This is a genomic window from Proteus faecis, from assembly GCF_030286765.1.
GTDB classification, from domain to species: Bacteria; Pseudomonadota; Gammaproteobacteria; order Enterobacterales; family Enterobacteriaceae; genus Proteus; species Proteus faecis.
Window position 1 is genome coordinate 54,320 of the sequence record NZ_JASVWV010000001.1, and the last position, 18,650, is coordinate 72,969.

Annotated in this window: 14 protein-coding genes and 2 pseudogenes; 8 read left to right on the forward strand and 8 right to left on the reverse strand. The window is 35.1% G+C overall.

What is annotated here, in order from left to right; all coding sequences use genetic code 11:
• Nucleotides 1-102 precede the first annotated feature (102 nt).
• The 4 genes and pseudogenes from QSH13_RS00235 to hutW form a co-directional block, all read right to left on the reverse strand.
• Entirely contained in the window at nt 103-1,701 is a 1,599-nt protein-coding gene (locus tag QSH13_RS00235; protein ID WP_109397425.1) for an ABC-F family ATPase, read from the reverse strand.
• Between the two features lie 239 nt (nt 1,702-1,940).
• A complete protein-coding gene (locus QSH13_RS00240; protein ID WP_109397424.1) occupies nt 1,941-2,567 on the reverse strand; it encodes an NAD(P)H-binding protein in 627 nt (208 codons plus the stop codon).
• Between the two features lie 6 nt (nt 2,568-2,573).
• Nucleotides 2,574-2,995: pseudogene (gene hutX / locus QSH13_RS00245) on the reverse strand (heme utilization cystosolic carrier protein HutX).
• 39 nt (nt 2,996-3,034) lie between these two features.
• Nucleotides 3,035-4,381, reverse strand: coding sequence for a heme anaerobic degradation radical SAM methyltransferase ChuW/HutW (gene hutW, locus QSH13_RS00250; protein ID WP_286038664.1), 1,347 nt, complete (start codon nt 4,379-4,381; stop codon nt 3,035-3,037).
• Between the two features lie 478 nt (nt 4,382-4,859).
• On the opposite strand from hutW, the gene QSH13_RS00255 reads away from it, so the two are divergent.
• Nucleotides 4,860-5,315: a YaiI/YqxD family protein gene (locus QSH13_RS00255; RefSeq protein ID WP_109397421.1), complete on the forward strand. Its 456-nt coding sequence runs from the start codon at nt 4,860-4,862 to the stop codon at nt 5,313-5,315.
• Between the two features lie 106 nt (nt 5,316-5,421).
• Here QSH13_RS00255 and QSH13_RS00260 read toward each other — a convergent pair whose 3' ends face one another.
• Nucleotides 5,422-6,660, reverse strand: coding sequence for a TerD family protein (locus QSH13_RS00260; protein ID WP_109397420.1), 1,239 nt, complete (start codon nt 6,658-6,660; stop codon nt 5,422-5,424).
• Nucleotides 6,661-6,831: 171 nt separating this feature from the next.
• On the opposite strand from QSH13_RS00260, the gene QSH13_RS00265 reads away from it, so the two are divergent.
• Complete coding sequence (locus QSH13_RS00265) at nt 6,832-8,232, forward strand: amidohydrolase (RefSeq protein WP_109397419.1); 1,401 nt, start codon at nt 6,832-6,834, stop codon at nt 8,230-8,232.
• Nucleotides 8,233-8,573: 341 nt separating this feature from the next.
• On the forward strand, nt 8,574-10,220 hold the full coding sequence (locus QSH13_RS00270; protein ID WP_286038665.1) for a DUF4139 domain-containing protein: 1,647 nt from the start codon (nt 8,574-8,576) through the stop codon (nt 10,218-10,220).
• 65 nt (nt 10,221-10,285) lie between these two features.
• Here the strand turns inward: QSH13_RS00270 and QSH13_RS00275 are convergent.
• Nucleotides 10,286-10,408, reverse strand: a pseudogene (locus QSH13_RS00275) (multidrug transporter subunit MdtL); the annotation flags it as partial.
• 126 nt (nt 10,409-10,534) lie between these two features.
• Nucleotides 10,535-11,326 (reverse strand): helix-turn-helix transcriptional regulator, encoded by a 792-nt coding sequence (locus tag QSH13_RS00280; protein ID WP_109397415.1) that lies wholly within the window; start codon nt 11,324-11,326, stop codon nt 10,535-10,537.
• A 92-nt stretch (nt 11,327-11,418) separates the two neighbouring features.
• Between QSH13_RS00280 and QSH13_RS00285 the strand changes: the two genes are divergently transcribed.
• Complete coding sequence (locus tag QSH13_RS00285; protein ID WP_286047511.1) at nt 11,419-12,519, forward strand: MFS transporter; 1,101 nt, start codon at nt 11,419-11,421, stop codon at nt 12,517-12,519.
• Between the two features lie 93 nt (nt 12,520-12,612).
• Here the strand turns inward: QSH13_RS00285 and mnmH are convergent, their stop codons facing one another.
• The gene (gene mnmH / locus QSH13_RS00290) at nt 12,613-13,704 is read right to left on the reverse strand and encodes a tRNA 2-selenouridine(34) synthase MnmH (RefSeq protein ID WP_286038667.1); all 1,092 of its coding nucleotides are present in this window, start codon (nt 13,702-13,704) and stop codon (nt 12,613-12,615) included.
• Between the two features lie 390 nt (nt 13,705-14,094).
• Here mnmH and QSH13_RS00295 point away from each other — a divergent pair, with 390 nt between their 5' ends.
• From QSH13_RS00295 to QSH13_RS00310, 4 genes are read left to right on the forward strand one after another with little or no spacing between them, the layout of a single operon-like run.
• The gene (locus QSH13_RS00295) at nt 14,095-14,253 is read left to right on the forward strand and encodes a hypothetical protein (protein ID WP_235376282.1); all 159 of its coding nucleotides are present in this window, start codon (nt 14,095-14,097) and stop codon (nt 14,251-14,253) included.
• A 44-nt stretch (nt 14,254-14,297) separates the two neighbouring features.
• Complete coding sequence (gene mdtN, locus QSH13_RS00300; RefSeq protein WP_286038668.1) at nt 14,298-15,296, forward strand: multidrug transporter subunit MdtN; 999 nt, start codon at nt 14,298-14,300, stop codon at nt 15,294-15,296.
• Nucleotides 15,286-17,139: an FUSC family protein gene (locus tag QSH13_RS00305; RefSeq protein WP_286038669.1), complete on the forward strand. Its 1,854-nt coding sequence runs from the start codon at nt 15,286-15,288 to the stop codon at nt 17,137-17,139. The genes mdtN and QSH13_RS00305 overlap by 11 nt, the downstream gene beginning before the upstream one ends.
• On the forward strand, nt 17,139-18,608 hold the full coding sequence (locus QSH13_RS00310) for a TolC family protein (protein ID WP_109406316.1): 1,470 nt from the start codon (nt 17,139-17,141) through the stop codon (nt 18,606-18,608). The genes QSH13_RS00305 and QSH13_RS00310 overlap by 1 nt, the downstream gene beginning before the upstream one ends.
• The last annotated feature ends 42 nt before the right edge of the window (nt 18,609-18,650 follow it).

An 18,650-nucleotide genomic window follows, 5' to 3' on the forward strand; every position in this document is an offset into this window, starting at 1 on the left:
AATAGTAGGGCAAAATTATTGTGATCTTTTTGATAACAATAAAAAAAGGCTTGATAAAGAGTATCAAGCCTCATTTAATTATTGCTCTAATTTATTATGAAATTAAAGTGTAATACCTTTTTTCGTCAAGAACTCATCATAAGTACCTTGGAAATTAGTCACTTTTTCCGGTGTAATTTCAATAATACGATTTGCCAATGAGCTCACGAATTCACGGTCATGAGAAACAAAAATCAATGTGCCTTGATAAAGTTCTAATGCCATATTCAGTGATTCAATAGATTCCATATCTAAGTGGTTGGTAGGTTCATCCATAATCAAAATGTTTGGTTTTTGCATCATTAGCTTACCAAATAACATTCTGCCTTTTTCACCACCAGATAACACTTGAACTGATTTTTTCAAGTCATCTTGAGAGAACAGTAAACGACCTAATACGCTACGTACAGATTGCTCGTCGTCTTCAGGTTTCATCCATAAGCTCATCCAATCAAACACCGTCATATCAACTTCAAAATCAGTTGCATGATCTTGTGCATAATAGCCAATGTTTGAGTTTTCAGACCATTTTAGACGGCCTGTATCTGGTGTTAATTCACCGACTAATGTTTTGATCAACGTCGATTTACCCACACCGTTATTACCTAAAATAGCGACTTTTTCGCCCACTTCAAGCATCATATTGACGTCTTTAAACAGCGGGGCATTATCATCATAACCTTTAGAGATATTTTCTACTTCAAGCGCATTACGGAATAATTTTTTCTCTTGCTCAAAGCGAATGAATGGGTTTTGGCGACTTGATGCTTTCACTTCAGCTAATTGAATTTTTTCAATTTGTTTTGCACGAGAAGTAGCTTGGCGTGATTTAGAAGCATTAGCACTAAAGCGGCTTACGAAAGATTGTAATTCACTAATTTGTGCTTTTTTCTTCGCATTATCCGCTAATAAACGCTCGCGAGCTTGAGTTGCAGCAAACATATACTCATCATAGTTGCCGGGATGAACAGCAAGCGCACCATAGTCTAAGTCAGCCATGTGCGTACACACCATATTTAGGAAGTGACGGTCATGGGAAATAATGATCATAGTACTGTTACGTTCATTTAGCGTTTGTTCAAGCCAACGAATAGTATCTATATCCAAGTTATTCGTCGGTTCATCCAGTAACAAAATATCAGGATCAGCAAATAGGGCTTGTGCAAGTAACACACGTAATTTCCAACCCGGTGCCACTTCACTCATAGGGCCATTATGTTGTTCTAATGGGATACCTACGTTTAGCAATAATTCGCCAGCGCGCGATTCAACGGTATAACCGTCCATTTCACCAAATTTCACTTCAAGATCGGCAACACGTAAACCGTCTTCTTCACTCATTTCAGGTAAGCTATAGATGCGTTCACGCTCTTGCTTCACTTCCCAAAGTTCTGTGTGCCCCATAATTACCGTATCAAGCACAGTAAATTCTTCATAAGCAAATTGGTCTTGTTTTAGTTTACCAAGACGTTCATTAGGATCGAGGAATACGTTGCCACTAGTTGGCACTAAATCGCCACCTAAAATTTTCATAAAGGTTGATTTACCGCTACCGTTGGCACCGATTAAACCATAGCGATTTCCGCCACCGAATTTGACAGAAATGTTTTCAAACAGTGGCTTTGAGCCAAACTGCATAGTGATATTATTGCTGATTAACAAGACAAATACTCATTATTAGTGAATGACAAAAGGTAATGGGGCGGCATTATGCCACAAGTTCCCCCTATTAAGACAGTAAAGTGACGAATGTCGGTTAAGAAATTATTACCATAAGAGAAAAACTCATCATATTGTGAGTTATTGCCTATAACAAAAGTAAGAAACAAGAGATAACGCCAATACGCTATCTCTTAATGGTGATGTTAATTTGAAGCGTAATATAGCTATCGCGAATGCAACTACTTGGAAGGTACTAAACCCGGTTCAACGACCGCATAAACTTGATCCTCGAGAAGATCGGCTTCAAGAAGCTGAGTCACTAAACGCGCAACATCTCGACGATTAACTAAACCATGGATCTCTTCATTTTGATAAAGCTGAGCGTTTCCCGTTTCTTCACCATTAAGCAATCCACCTGGTCTTACTATCGCATAATCAAAACGACTAGTTTGCAACCACACTTCAGCTAATGATTTTTCTCTTACGGCTTGACCAAACGTGGCTTTTGCCCTGTCAGATAAAGTAACCCAGCTATCACCACATCCTAAAGATGAAACCATTAACATACGTTGAAAACCCATTTTCTCCGCCGTATCAATGACGGTTCGATGAGCGAGATAATCATTTTCACCGCCCATCGTGGAAATAATATCAGCTTCTTTTCCTGCCAATGTTAAAACAGCTTCAACAGCCTTAGCATCAATTGAATCACCAATAACTGTTTTGATCCCTTTTTCTTCTAACCGATTAGCAGCCTCTTCGGAACGCACTAAAGCCACAATAGGGCGTTGTTGTGTAACGCCAATATCTGCAATATGTGCGCCAACACCTTTACCGCCAGCGCCAAAAATAACCCAGGTTTTCACTCGCAATTATTCCTTATTTAATTGTTGAGCTAATTGACGAAAGGCTGATAATTGTTCTGGTAATAATTGACGGTGTTCGTCTCTACCAAGAAAAATTTTAAACATTGCAACGCCTTCTTGATTGATAAATAAAATAGAAGCAGTATCCATACCCATAAATTTACGCTCGACCATCGCAATAAATTGGCAATTTTCGGCTTTAATATGGCCTGTCATTCCTTTTTTACCACGTAAGTTAAAATAGCCATGACGATGAAAACCACTTGGTAATTTACCGCTAAATTCTAAAATAACATCTTGAGTATGAACAAGTGTGATGGCAAATGTCTCACAACTTCTAACAAGGTTGTATCAAACTGCATTGCAATAGTTTCCAGAGTTCCATCAGGCTCGGTTATTAAAAATTGTTGCAACGCTATATTCATGATGTTATTTCCATCTTTTAAGTAATATTTAATAGAATAAAACTAATGAGGTGTATTTAATTGCAAAATTAATTGCTGTAAAGATGTCAGCAAATTACTAGCCCAAAAACGACCTTCATTAGTGAGTTTCATACAAAGAAAATCGTCTTCAATAAGACCGGCTTGATACCATTGAGTTAATAAAGGGGAGAGCTGAGTCGCTTGTGAACTTAATTTGGTTAAATCTACACGCCCACACTCGATGCCAGCTTGTAGTTCATAACGCCAGCGAAAGCCACGATCAGTTGTACGACTCATCATCATTAAGGGCTTTTTATTATCTGCAATTTTTTGATAATAGCTATCCAGTGAGCGTTCTATCATCCATGAATAACCATTAACTGAGCCACCAGCACCAGAGCCAAAGGCAAGGCAATCTGCGCCTTGTTTAATTAATAAATTATAGAGATTGCGTTCACGAGTCGTTTTCGCCCAATGACTATTACTGATCTGACGCCAACCCGCATTCGCCATAAAATCACAGCCTTGAAGATAGAGTGAACGCCGTTCTATCGGTGTTGGTACAATTACTCGCTGATTTTCGACTGCTTTACCTAATGGTGTATTGGGTAATAAATTTAATGCATAGAGATCGACCCCATCCAAACCAATATCATGAGCAATAGTGAGATCTTCTTGCCAATTCACCGTATTTTGCCCCGGTAATCCAAATAGCAGGTCACACACTACAGCAGCGCTATCTCGTAAGCAGAGTCTTTTCATAAAATTAGCGGCTTCTTCTCCGGTTGATGCTCTTGCCATTCGTTTACGTATTTTGCTGTTAAATGTTTGAATACCAATAGAAAAACGGTTTACTCCCGCATCTAAACAAGCATCAATTCGATTATCATCAAAATTTAAAACACGGCCTTCAATCGTTATTTCACAATCTGACGCCAAAGGAAGTGATTGGCGCAAATGCGTGATCACACGGTAGAGATCTTTTGCTGATAATGCAGAAGGGGTTCCACCACCAAAGTAAATGGCATGAATTGGTGCTGATTGATAAAGTAAGCTATCTGATTCAGCCGATATCTCACGCAATAATGCGTCGGTATAGCGTTTACAAGCTTCTTCGTGGTAATTATTTTGATAAAAACCACAAAACGTACAATGAGTGGCACAAAAAGGAATATGGATATACAACAAACGTTTACATGCAGGTGTTTTACTTTCTAATAAGACTTGCCATGTTGATTGTTGTTCTTCTTTCGCTATAGGTACAGAGCCTCTCCATGGCATCGTGGCATGTCTATCACGAAAAGGGCTATCACCCTCAAGCGCAAAATGGGGAGTAAGATCGATTTCAGTCAAAGATTGTGTGCTATGTGTTGAGACTAACTCTTTCATTATTAAATCATTCCTACTTATTATTAATAGGATCAGCGGGGTAAAACTGTTGATGCAATAACTCCACGCTCCCATAAAGAAGATGAGCTATATGTTGTAGTAACAACCAATGTTTCTTCTTTAGGTGAAACATTATTAGCAATAGCACATTGATAATATGAGAGTGCTAATTATTATCATTCGCTTTATAGTTTAAGATTTAACATTCATCAACCTAAAAATGGCAAATAGAATACATTTTTGATTTAAATCAAGGTAAGAATTAAGAATGTAATTTTATGCACATTGATTCCTAGGGGAGCAATTGATGAGTTTATAGATACTGAGAACAAGCTTGATATTAGTCAGTATCCGAGCTAATCAATAATCAGAAAACGGTAAAGATCAAAATTTCAACCACTTAGTCTCAATTAATATGTTATTTTAAACATCATCAATACAGACTATTTTCATACTAAATAACAAAGAGAGTGTTGTTATGCCTATATGGGTTGATGCTGATGCATGTCCAAAAGTAATCAAAGAAGTGTTATATCGTGCAGCAGATAGAGAAAAAGTGATGATTACTTTTGTTGCTAATCAACGATTAACCATACCTGCATCGCCTTTCTTACGTACATTACAAGTTTCTGCGGGGTTTGATGTAGCTGATAACGAAATTGTCCGCCGTGCTAATAAAGATGATTTGGTTATTACCGCTGATATTCCATTAGCGGCCGAAGTCATAGAAAAGGGCGCAGTAGCTCTGAATCCAAGAGGTGAACGTTATACTGAAGCAACTATTCGAGAACGTTTAAATATACGTGATTTTATGGATACGATGAGAGCAAGTGGTATCCAAACTGGCGGGCCTGCAAGTTTAAGTCAACGTGATCGCCAACTTTTTGCGAATGAATTAGATAAATGGCTTTTGCAACAAAAGAAACACGCTTAATTAGTCAGAACTAAATGCTTTAAATAAACGATGAACGGACAGAACGGGCATAGTCATTATTGCCCGTTTTTCCTTAAGATAAACTTTATCTTATTTTATAATGCGATCAGACATAACGTTTTGTACCTAAAATACTCGGTTTCTTCCCTTTAAAAACATGAGGACCATCCATCGTTAATTTAAGCTCATCGCCATTACGCGTTAACCAAGGCGTTGCTTCGCTACCAGCCCTTGATGTTACACCTGATGGTTTTAATGTAATGCTATCTTGATCAATTTCAATAATACCAATCACATAGGTATAAATCATATTATTGAAAAAGCCTTTCTTATACTCACAAGAACATTCAACCACTTGATTACCATATTCCATACGCATTGTTGGTTTTAATGAAGCGACAGACACACAACCATTGCTAATAGCAGAATAAACACTACAAACCAACGCAACTTTACCGCCCATTAATTGGGAAATAGCGGGGTTAATTTCAACGGTTTCGCAACCGGGTTGTTCTTGACTCACACTCACTACATCACCGGTATGGAAAACAAAAGGATCTGAATTAAAAGCACCACTTTTATCTGGCGCTTGAATAATAGACATTTGACCATTCGGACGTAAAATGCCTACACGAAGATCTAAATCATCATTATCTTTTCCATCTCCATTATCTATCCATGTTGCACTCACTAAAATACGTTTAGGTGCATCATGACCTTTTTGTAATGAAACACGATGGCTACTATCTGGTTTAGTCAGCTTCACGATGCTTTTTTGTATATTCACGGGAGCTGGTGGAGGCGTAACAACAGGTGCCGACTCTTCAACTTCAACACCATAAAGGTTACATAAACCGGCAAGTCCAGAGGCAAAACCTTGCCAAACAGAACGAACTTTATTTTGACCATTTCGAACATAGAGCTCTAAAACGATAATGCCAGTCTCTTGTGAAAATTGGTTTGGTACTAATTCAATAACTTCATTATTTATTAATACTTGTGCTTTTAATTGCTGAACAACAGCAAAACCGCCAGCACTACCATCTTGCGTTAATGTGATGGCTATTTTGGTAATATTTGCAGGTAAACGAGAAAAATCAAAATCAATACTATGAATAACTGTTGAACCTTGGGTTATCGGTGAAATAAATGAAGCTGCACCAGAGGCATGATGAGGTGCATTAAAGAAAACCATATCGTCGTCATTAACGACTTTTCCTGATCCTGTTACTAAAAATGCAGTCAGATTAATATCAAGATTATCGCCTACTGCATGAGAGACTGTAACTTGTCCTTTATTTTCGCTGAGTGATCTATTTTCACCCGGTTGCAACGCTTTACTCATAAAACCGCTCCTTGATTGATAAGACTAACTGCAAGAAATTTAGGCTGCAATGTAATAATAACTTTAATTAATTATTTATTCGGTGATCTCATTCACTTTCAATTGATATCAAAAGCCAATGAATTTATTTATAATCTTAGGGAAATTTTCCCATCAAGACGAGAGGTAATGATGTCATTTTCTAAATCTATGCTTGCTTTGGCTGTAATGGCAATCTCATTTTCTAGCTACGCGGCAAAACAAGCTGATTTGATGATAGTTGACGGCACAGTTCTGACTATGGATCAGCAAAATAAAATCATTGAACAGGGTACTGTTGTCGTAAAAGAAAATAAAATTATTGCCGTTGGTGGCCCTGAGCTGTCTAAAGAATATCAAGCCAATAAAGTATTAGATGTTGATGGTGATATTGTCATGCCAGGTTTAATTAACACTCACACTCATGGTTCAATGACTGTATTTCGTTCATTAGCTGATGATGTGCCAGATAGACTTCATCGTTATATTTTCCCACTTGAAAGCAAAATGGTTTCTCGCGAAATGGTCAGAGTAGGTGCTGATCTTGCAAATATCGAAATGGTAAAAGGTGGTGTAACAACTTACGTTGATATGTATTATTTTGAAGATGAAGTAGCTAAAACTGTTGATAAAATGGGGAATCGTGCGGTATTAGGAGAGTCTGTAATTAATTTTCCTGTTGCTGATGCCCAAACACCCGAAGAGGGTATCCAGTATGCAGTAAACTTTATTAAAGAATATAAAGATCATCCCCGTATTATCCCAGCATTTGCTCCACATGCTCCTTATACAAATACCACAGAAAACCTTCAGAAAATTGCTAAGTTATCAATAGAACTGGATGTTCCTGTTATGATCCATTTAGCTGAAACCGATCGTGAACAAGAAGAAATCGCTAAACGTACTGGCGGTAAAAGTCCTGTTCAATATATGGCAGATATTGGAGCATTAAATAATAAAGTTATCGCCGCTCACGCTATTATGGTTGATGATAAAGATATTGATTTGCTGAAGAAATATGATGTTGGTGTTGCCCATAATATCAGTGCAAATACTAAATCAGCGAAAGGAGTAGCACCTGTTGTTGCGATGCTAGAAAAAGGTGTTCGTGTAGGTTTAGGAACTGACGGTCCAATGTCAAGTAACACGTTAACAACCATGAATGAGCTAAATCTTGTGGGTAAAATCCATAAATTAGAAAATAAAGATCGTGCTGCTATGCCGCCATTAACCGTTGTAGAGCTAGCAACTATGGGGTCGGCAAAAGCATTACATATGGAAGATAAGCTGGGATCTTTAGAATCAGGTAAACTTGCAGATATCATCGTTGTTGATACTAAATCACCTAATATGGTGCCAATGTATAGTCCTTATGCAGCATTAGTTTATGGTGCTAATGGAAGTAATGTTCGCCATACCATTGTTGATGGAAAAATCTTAATGGAAGATCGCCAATTATTAACCGTAGACGAAAAAGCCATTATTAAAGAAGCGCAAGATTTCTCTAATAAAGTACGTAAAACTGTTATTGACAGCGGTGAAGTTGTTAAATAACAATCGATACCAATATTTTTATACTTGGCAGTTTGATTTTAAACTGCCTTTTTATTGTTTATTACTAATATACTTCTCTTCTTTTTATCTAAATATGAGTATATAAAGATAGCAAAAACCCAATATCTTTCTATCATTAAGATAATCCTTATTATTTAAATACTCATTTAATAAAAAAACTAATGTACTGTTTTGCCTGTCTTTTTTTCTTCACACCATTATATCTTTAAGTTTATTCTGTTATCTAATCAATTACAGATGCAATACTATCTAAATATATTTGAACAACAATACATCTCTATTTTGCAGTTCTCTGCTCATCAACTATGGATAGAATGAAAATGATGATTAAACCCAATAAACGAGCACTATCGCTTTTTGCATTATCGATTGTTAGTGCAACCAATGTTTTTGCTAATGAAATCAGTTCAATAGATCCTGCTAAAACACTTAATTATGATGTGAAACTTAATCAAGCAACTATTTTCTTACGGGGTGCTGAACTCAATAATAACGTAACACTCAATTTACCCGCGGGGCAGAGTGAAGTTGTTTTATCTAATATTGCAAACAATATTGACCCTAAGAGCTTATCAATTAGCATTGATAATGACGATGTGATTATCAACACAATTAACGTTAAAAAAATTCCTATTGCTCCTAGTTATCCTTCTGCAATTACAGTGTTGATGGAAAAGCAGAAAGATATTAACAAGAAAATTGAAGAGCTCAACATCAATATTAAGGTCGGTGATGAACAGATTGTCTTACTAAAAGATCAATCCTTTTTTGGTTATGGCGAAACTCAGTCATTAGAACAATCATCACAAAAATTTGATTTTATTAGCCAAAAAATGACATCTATTTTAAATCAACAAAAAATAGCACGTGAAGAAATCGCTGAACTGACAGAACAACTTGAAGAATTAAACCGACAATTAGAAATTAATATGCCAGTTATTACCAAAGAGAAAACACAAATTGTTCTATCTTTAGACACATCAAAAAACCTAACCAGTAAAATGCATATTTCTTATATAACACCAGATGCTGGGTGGTCTCCTGCTTATGACATTCGAAGTCAAGGAATGGATAAGCCGATATTACTCACCTATAAAGCCGATGTTATTCAAAATACAGGCCTAAATTGGGATAAGGTAAAGCTAGTTTTAACATCGACAAATCCATCCTTAAATATTACTGCACCAACTTTATCCCCTTGGTATCTCGCTCTTTACAATGATAATGCGAAATTTAGAAGTAAAAGTATGAGCATGGAGATGGCTTCAGCACCTTCCCCTACAATGATGAGAGAAGAAAGCCATGAAAAACAATTAAATAAAGGTGTAACGCGATATGTAACAACTAATAATAATGGTATTAATTTAAGCCATGCAATCGCATTACCTTACACCTTAAAAAATAGCACAGAGCCTAATACATTAGTGATTAATCAAAAAGAAGTTGTTGCAGATTATCGCTACTTAACGACGCCAAAATTAGTTGAAGAAGTCTATTTACAAGCTGAAGTAAAAGATTGGGAAAACTTAAATTTACTCAATGGTCGTACGAATATCTACTATATGAATAGCTTTGTTGGCAATAGTTATATTAATACTAACGAATTAACGGAGTTACTTAGCATTCCATTTGGAATAGATAAAAACATTCAAATTAGCCGTATTAATAATGAAAAAATAAGAAAAGAGCCTATCTTTATTGGTACAACGATTGAACAAAAAGAGAGTTATACCATTAAAGTAAGAAATACTTATAATTCACCTGTAAAAGTAACTATTTATGACCAATTACCACTTAGTCAGGAAAACAATATTAATGTAACAGATGCTGTTTATAAAGATGGTGTACTTAATAAAGATACTGGCGAAATAGAATGGAATATCACATTAGGAGCAAAAGAGGAAAAATCATTACCTCTAAATTATACGCTTTCTTATCCAAAAAATAGGCAAATTATGGGATTGTAATTTCTCTTGTCTAAATTAAAAAAGTAAAATAGAAAAGGGTGCAATTGCATCTTTTTCTATTTTTAATAAGTGCTAATTTCTGAAGCGTTTAAATCATTCGCAATTGCCGTTAAACCTGTTAAATGTAAGTCCACACCAAGAGGGTAAATTAACACTAAACAAAAGCTAAAAAGGATATATTTTGTCACCTAGCCACCTCAATTATTCTGATGAAGAGGCATTCTAGTCGTCAAAGAAACGGAAACCTAATGACAAAAAAGCAATCTCTAATTTCCATTTTGGAAATAACATGTTTATTCCATCATCAAGAATAATCATGCTTTCTTAGGAATATACACTAAAATCCGATTATATTTTTCCAAATCAAACGCTAATGATGTGTAATCATAATGCTCTTTTCTATTTTCAAAATTTAGGATCCTTACACCATCACAAGGAGGATATATCTCATGTTTTTCCCACATTCTTTTAAATTCAGGGGATGAGCAATTTAGTGTAGCAATTAATTTACGAATATTTGGGTCGTTCTTTGTTCTTGCATGGTCACGACGAAAGCTAGCTAGCAATCTTTCAGCAATATTTTCCCAATCATCAATACGCGTTTTGTAACGAGGATCCATAAATAACAAGTAAAGATAATTACGATTTTCAACACTGAAGTCTGAAAAATGAAAATAAGCATCGGCCTTTTGATTATAAGCTAAGACATCCCAATGCAGATTTAAAACATAACAGAGATACTCTTGTGGAAAATCAGACAAAATTCGCAAAATAGTTTCTGGAACTTCATGCTCTGTTATTCCTGTTTCTGTTGGTTCCCTCATGTGCGATAACAAATAAAGATGTTGCCTTTCTGCACTATTTAAACGTAAAGCTGTGGCTAAACTATCCAAAAATTGGCTAGACACACCAATATCTCTGCCTTGTTCAAGCCATGTATACCAAGTCAGCCCAACGCCAGAAAGTGCAGCAACTTCCTCTCGGCGTAATCCAGGTGTGCGCCGACGTCTAGTGTTAGGTAGTCCCACAGTTTCAGGTGAAATACTTTGTCTTTTCGTTCGTAAAAAATCAGCTAATTCAGGGCGAGTTCGTTTTCTTTCAGTCATAGCCTATTGCTTTTAGTAATAGTATAAATGGTTAAATTGTATCAGGATAAACAACTCATTATAGTCTCATTTTTTTAATCATTGAGACAAAAATGAATACTCAACAACGCATCGCCTTATTTGTTCTACTATTAGCGGGATTTGTCACAATTTTTGATTTGTTTGTCGTCAATATCGCTATTGTGAATATTGAACAAACACTTAATGCAACGCTAACAGAACTAACGCTAATTATCGTGGGATATGAATTAGCCTTTGGTTTATTATTAATTACAGGAGGCCGACTCGGCGATATTTATGGCCGTCGGACCCTATACCGTATTGGTATGTTTGGTTTCACTTTAACATCTGTATTATGTGCAATTTCTCCTAATGCTATTTGTCTTGTTATTGCTCGTTGTCTGCAAGGATTAACAGCTGCGCTATTATTCCCCCAAGTTTACTCAAGTATTCGTCTAAACTTTGATGATACACAGGCCAAAAAAGTATTTGGTTTATTAGGAATGACACTAGGATTAGCTGCAATAGCAGGGCAAGCATTAGGTGGTTTTTTAATATCACTAAATCTTTTTGGGCTTGAATGGCGTACTATTTTTTTAATTAATCTTATTATTGGTATTGTTGCATTAACACTTTCTCATTATTTAACTCAAAGTGAGACCCTAGATTATATAAGATTGGATATTGGTGGTGTGGTTTTATCGGCTTTTAGCATAACGTTTACATTAATAGGATTTGTTCTTTCATCATTATTAACACCTAAATGGGTAAGAAAGTTTGGTGAACAGATTATTTATTGGGGAGCGGCTTGTTACGCTTTAAGCTATCTCTTTTTAATTGGCACTATTTATTATCTAATATCACCAGAAAATAGCTCTCTTGTTATCCCATTCTTATTCTTAGTGGGATTCACACAAGGCATGATAATGACACCTATGCTGAATTTAGTATTGGCAAAAGTTAAACCCGAATTTGTTGGTATTGCTTCAGGATTAACCGCGACATTACAACAAGTTGGTGCTGCAATAGGGGCAACTTGTGTTTCAATTATTTTACAATTTAGTCTTAGCCATACACTTTCAACAAATATAATTGAGCAATATAAGATAGCATTCCGTTTTAGTATGATTTTTAATTTCTCTATGGCTATATGTGCTACGCTACTATTAAGAAAAATAGTTTTTCAAAAATAAATAGATTAATTGTTAGATATAAAAAATGCCTTATTAAACATTTTTAATAAGGCATTTTTTATGTTAAGTGAATAGTGACTTTAACGTTACTATCTACTTATTATTTTTAAACCACTGCATGACTTCTTCATAACTTCCTTGGTAAATAATTTTATCTTCCTTTTTGCTTAATTGATAACGATACATAGGATCGTAATACTCTTTAAGTAGAGGGGTTAACCAAGAAAAATGCGCCTCTGTGTTGGACTCTTTTTTCTGTATATCTAAGGCATTATCTAGCAACTTAGTTAATTCCATTGCTCTTTGAGAACCCAATCGACGGCGAATAGCAAATAAACCATGATGCAAATAATCACTGTATGCTTGCCAACCTTTTTCTTCGCCATATGCTTCCAGATAATCATGTGTCATGCGATCAAAATATTCTGCCTTCAAACGTTCTATACGTCGCTCGAAGGGATCATCAACAACAACGATTGAAGCCTCAAGCATTTTTACTCGTAAACATTCAGGTAATCCATTAGCACCAATAGCGCGACCTTCATCCTCAAGCACCCATCGTGTATATTTCGGTGCTTTCTGTAACATTTCAACACCAAGATGATTTTCAAAGGTAGCTTGAGGAAATTGATCTTCTACAGTGCGACCAAAAGACGAACCTCGATGGTGCGCAATACCCTCAAGGTCAATACCTTCAGGAAGAGAACGCACTAAAGTCGTTTTTCCATTACCTGTACATCCACCAATTAAGATAATAGGCCGTTGAACTAATTCATTGCTCATTTCAATGATAGTCTGTCTTATTACCTTATATCCACCTTCAATTAAGGGATAATCTATACCTATTTCTTTAAGCCATTGCTGAACTATATGAGAACGCATTCCGCCTCGAGCACAGCAAATATAACCATTGGGAAATTGCTCACAAGCTTCACGCCAAGCTGCGATACGATTATCACGAATTTCACCACTAACCAAATGATGCCCTAAATCAACCGCTTTTTGTGATCCTTGTTGTTTATAACAAGTCCCAACGGCAGCACGCTCTTGATCATTCATTAAAGGTAAATTGATCGCATTAGGGATAGCGCCTTGATTAAATTCAATAGGCGCACGCACATCAATAATAGGTGTGTTATTAGCAAGAATATGTCGAATATTTTGAGCAGAAAACGCTGATTCCATAATAAAAATTGTAATATCTAGTCAGGCTGAAAGATTAGCTACTATACTCTTAAAATCATATAACGCCCATGATTACAGTCATATTGAAAACGATACTCCGCTTTCAATAAGAAAAATTTAAGATAATGCTATAGATTGATGAATGAAAAACATCTAACATCTATTCGATATGATGTTTTTGATTAATTCATTAAACAACTGTAAGTAAAAACACTATAGTGTTTAAACGAATAATAAAATTTATCTAAAAATGACAGGTACATTACCTTGGACATAATAAGAAAATATTATCGTGTTACTAGCTTGAGTATAATTGCATTGCTATTGTCTGGTTGTTCTCAAGGTCATTCTCCTTTTATTACTATGTTAGGTTCCTATTTTCCATATTGGATGTTATGTACCTTTATCGGCTTATTAGGAGCCTTGATCATACGCGTATTACTTATCTATTGGGGTATTGATGATAAATTGCCGTTCCCTTTAATTTTTTATTTTGCGGTATTGTTATCAATTTCTTTAACTATCTCTCTATTTTATTTTTCTTATTAAATTATGGATAAAAAAATCAAAAAAAACTGGCACTTTTAATCACTGTGATTGTTTTTACGATTACATTCATCTTATTGTGGAAAAATATTCAGTTATCAGCGTTAAATCCACTCAGCGAAGATGCAATAATTGATGCTAACAAAATTAATATATCATCAACGGTACCCGGACGAATTAGCGCTATTTATGTTAAAGAGAATAGTAAAGTCAATAAAGGGGACTTATTGTTTACAATCGATCCCACCATGTATGCATTAAGAGTTCAGCAAGCGAAAGAACAACTTATGATTGCTGAAGCAACATTAAGTAATAAACAGCGCATTATTATTGCAGAAACATCAAATTCAGAAGTTGCAGAAGCGCAAATAAAACGAGCTCAAGTCAATTTGTTATTAGCAACTCAATCTCTCAATAGATTAGAGCCGTTATTGGCAAAGGGATTTGTAACGGCACAACAAGTTGATGATGCAAGAACATTAAAACATGATGCAGAAGTTACATTAAAACAGGCACAAAAACAAAATGTCGCCTCAGAAGCCTTAATTAATAATACTGATTCAGAAATAGCATTAGTGAAATCGTTAAAAACCTCACTGGCAATGGCTGAATGGGAATTAAGTAACACTGAAGTAAAAGCACCAAGTAATGGTTATGTTGCTGGATTAGTATTGTCACCTGGTGAATTTGTTCTTTCTGGGCAATCTGTCTTTACCTTAATTAACTCAGACAGTTGGTATGCTTCAGCTTATTTTAAAGAAACAGATTTAAATAATATAAAAATAGGTGACTGCGTGGTTATCTATTCAATGATTGACAATAAACATCCTATTAAAGGTAAAGTAGAAGGCGTTAGCAGGGGGATCATGTCAACTGATCTTATTAATATTCCAAGGGACTTACCTTATGTGCCTAAATCACTGAATTGGGTTAGAGTTCAACAACGGTTTCCTGTTAAAGTGACTATCACTAATCCACCAGAATATCTTATGCGAGTTGGCGCTACAGCAACCGTTAATATAATAGCTAACGACGATGATTGTTAAACCCTCACTAATAGTGAAACAAGTCAAAAAAGACTTGTTACCCTTTGACTTTCGTTTAGCGACGACTTGGCGCATAGCATTGCTTTGCGCCTTAATGGCTGCTATTGCGATGATATATGAAATTCCCGAATCTGCCATAAGTTGCTATTTGATTATTTATTTAATCAAAGCTGATGCAGTACAAAATATATTATTATCTATTGGCGTTATTATTTTATGTTCCATTGTGGTGTGTGTTATTTTTTTACTTTTTAATCTCACCATACAAAACATTATTTTACGATTCTTTTTTATGGCTTTGTTTTCAGCAGTTTTTATGTATTTAGCCTCTGCAAGTAGCCTTGGTGATATTGGTAATTTAGTTGCTTTAGTTATCACCTTTTTAATGACTTTAATTGATGATATTCCCGTTGGAGATGTAGCAACTAGAGCTCTACTTTATGCGTTACTAATGGCAGTTTCTCCAATGTTATTGGTCATTTTATTTAATTATTTTGTTGGCATTAGCCCTAGAAAATTGTTGTTAAACAGAATTGCTACACGCTTTTCTACTGCAAGTGACTTCTTTTTAGGAAGAAAGGAGAGTCAACTCGATATCAGTGAGTTATTGAGTACACAAACAGAATGTAAACGCTATTTGATGTTTATTAAAATATTTTATTTACGAGGAAGAGAAGATATTCACTGGTTGGAGAATATGATTGACAACTCTTATCAAATATTGATTATGTCATTAACTTTTGATAAAAAAACGCCAACTTCTATACGTTTTCTTCTTTCTAAAAAGTGTTTATATCTTTTAGACTGCTTCAAACATCATCAAATAGAAAAAATAAAAGATAAACAACAAACTCAAAATACAATAAGTAAACTACACTTATTAAATACTTTTGATAACATTTTATTTAATAAGAGAGAATTTAAACCTGTAAAGAAAAAAACACCGTTTTTTGTCAGTGATGCGTTTACAAATCCTAACCATAAGTACTTTGCTATTAAAACCACGATAGCCGCAATTCTATGTTATATTTTTTATGATTATTTTAAATGGCAAGGTATTCATACTGCAATGATCACTTGTTATGTTGTGGCATTAACATCTGTCGGCGAAACTGTCCATAAATTAACATTGCGGATCACGGGATGTCTAATTGGGGCGCTAATTGGTATAATTTCACTGCTCTATATTATTCCTAATCTATCTGATATTTTTGAATTAATGGTCTTGATCTTTTTCTGCCTACTGCCCGCAGCTTGGGTTGCTGTAGGTAATGAGCGTATCTCTTATGCTGGTGTACAAGTCGGGTTAGCATTTTTATTAACAACATTACATGGATTTAAGCCTAGCTTTGATATGGATGTCGTATCTGATCGTATTCTAGGAATTTTGTTGGGTAATATTGTGATGTACATCATTTTTACAAAAGTGTGGCCAACGAGCATTATTAATACAATATATAAACAAATTAGCTCTATTCTAGATAATTACACTGAGTTAAGATATTCAACAAATAAAAATGATATGTTGGATTTAGTTTCATCCGTGAATGAAGCGATTACACAATCAAAAGACAATATAGACTTACTCATCTTCGAAAAAGAAGATAGAGAAAGAAATAAAAATATAATGTTTTTTTTCAGAGAATCATTAAATAAGATTTCTTACATTAGCTACCATAATTACGCTCATAAATTTATTTTTGAAGATAAGCGCTCTTATTTAGATATCAATAAAGAGCCAAAAGATGTATTTAAAAAATCCATTCTTAATAATGAAATGGAAACATTACCAACAAATGAAAGAGAGCTTGTGTTTAAACATTTAATAAGAGAAAAATCATAATGGTAAATTTAATCATTAATAATAAGAAAAATATTCTGTCATCTCTGTTAAGTCTATTACTTGTTGGTTGTATCGACACAAGCAGTTCATTTAAACACTATTCTCAACAACCTATTAATTATGATAATACAAAATATATTGCTTCATCCACTGAGCAATATTTATCGCCAACTCAAGAAAAAACGATTAAATCTAGTTATTCGTTGGCCGACCTTATCGATTTAGGACAACAAAATAACCCAGATACACGTATTGCATGGGAATTAGCAAAAAAGTCAGCGACTGATATTGGTATGGTAGAGAGTACATATTTGCCAATTATCACAGCAACGGTACTGGCAGGGTATCAACACGGAAAAATCGATTTACCTAAAAATCCTATCCTTGATGAGATAAAAACGTCTAATAGTGCTTTTATTCCCGCACTCACATTCAGATGGCTTATTTTTGATTTTGGTAAAAGAGGGGCATTAGTTGATGCAGCCAAACATACTTCCTTAGCAACAAGCCTTAATTTTAATCTAATGCATCAGAAAATTATTCATGATGTCTCTGTTGCATATTTTAGTTATGGTGCAGCAAGAAAAAAGGTGAATATCACCCAAAATGCCCTTCAGAGAAGTAAAGACATTTTATATGCTGTTGAACAAAAACGAATCAAGGGATTAGCAACAGTATTAGATGTAGCATTAGCTAAACAGCAGGTAGCACAAGTTGAATTACAAAATGTGTTAGCCAAAGGTCATGAAAAAGATCAATATCAAATTTTACTGTCTGCTATTGGAACATCGCCTTTTGAAAAAATAGCTGTTGATTATGCCGATGATAATTCTCTTCCTGATGATATATCCCCATTAACCCATGATGTAATTAAAAAAGCGCTTGCACAGCGTCCAGATGTTTTAGCGCAATATGAATTACAACAAGCCGCAATCAAGGCGGCTAATTCCGTCGAATCTGACTATTTTCCTAAAGTATATCTTGCTGGCGCACTTGCTGGAGGAACAGGTAGCTTTGATGTTCAGGGACTTCCTGAAATTAGCCAAAGAACTTCATCTTCCAATATACTGATTGGCGTCAGTATTCCATTATATGAAGGCGGAATGCGCCAATCGCGGATGGTAAATGCACAGTCAGAAATTAGGCTAGCACAAGAAAACTTACGCAAAAGCCAAGATATGGCGATAAAAGAGATCTCAATTAGTGAAAATGCTCTGAAATCAGCACTTGAGGCAAATAAAGCATCTAAAAACTTAGTAGAGACAACACAATTAACCTATACCGCAAGTGTGGAATTTTATCATAATGGGTTAGGAACCGTAACCGACATAAATACCGCAGAGATTGCATTATTAAATGCACAAATGTCTCAGATTGATGCTTATACCGGATCACAAATTGCGGCGGTTGATTTAGCATTTGCATTAGGTGAAATAGATAAAGCATTATCTAATTCGGTATCACGCTAAACTATTTATTCAAATTAAGTGACAAATATTTTTAGAGAATCG

Excerpts from the sequence above, each read along its gene's own strand:
- hutW (WP_286038664.1), bottom strand. The coding sequence starts at position 4,381 with ATGAAAGAGTTAGTCTCAACACATAGCACACAATCTTTGACTGAAATC.
- QSH13_RS00255 (WP_109397421.1), top strand. The coding sequence starts at position 4,860 with ATGCCTATATGGGTTGATGCTGATGCATGTCCAAAAGTAATCAAAGAA.
- QSH13_RS00260 (WP_109397420.1), bottom strand. The coding sequence starts at position 6,660 with ATGAGTAAAGCGTTGCAACCGGGTGAAAATAGATCACTCAGCGAAAAT.
- QSH13_RS00265 (WP_109397419.1), top strand. The coding sequence starts at position 6,832 with ATGTCATTTTCTAAATCTATGCTTGCTTTGGCTGTAATGGCAATCTCA.
- QSH13_RS00270 (WP_286038665.1), top strand. The coding sequence starts at position 8,574 with ATGATGATTAAACCCAATAAACGAGCACTATCGCTTTTTGCATTATCG.
- QSH13_RS00280 (WP_109397415.1), bottom strand. The coding sequence starts at position 11,326 with ATGACTGAAAGAAAACGAACTCGCCCTGAATTAGCTGATTTTTTACGA.
- QSH13_RS00285 (WP_286047511.1), top strand. The coding sequence starts at position 11,419 with ATGAATACTCAACAACGCATCGCCTTATTTGTTCTACTATTAGCGGGA.
- mnmH (WP_286038667.1), bottom strand. The coding sequence starts at position 13,704 with ATGGAATCAGCGTTTTCTGCTCAAAATATTCGACATATTCTTGCTAAT.
- QSH13_RS00295 (WP_235376282.1), top strand. The coding sequence starts at position 14,095 with ATGTTATGTACCTTTATCGGCTTATTAGGAGCCTTGATCATACGCGTA.
- QSH13_RS00305 (WP_286038669.1), top strand. The coding sequence starts at position 15,286 with ATGATTGTTAAACCCTCACTAATAGTGAAACAAGTCAAAAAAGACTTG.
- QSH13_RS00310 (WP_109406316.1), top strand. The coding sequence starts at position 17,139 with ATGGTAAATTTAATCATTAATAATAAGAAAAATATTCTGTCATCTCTG.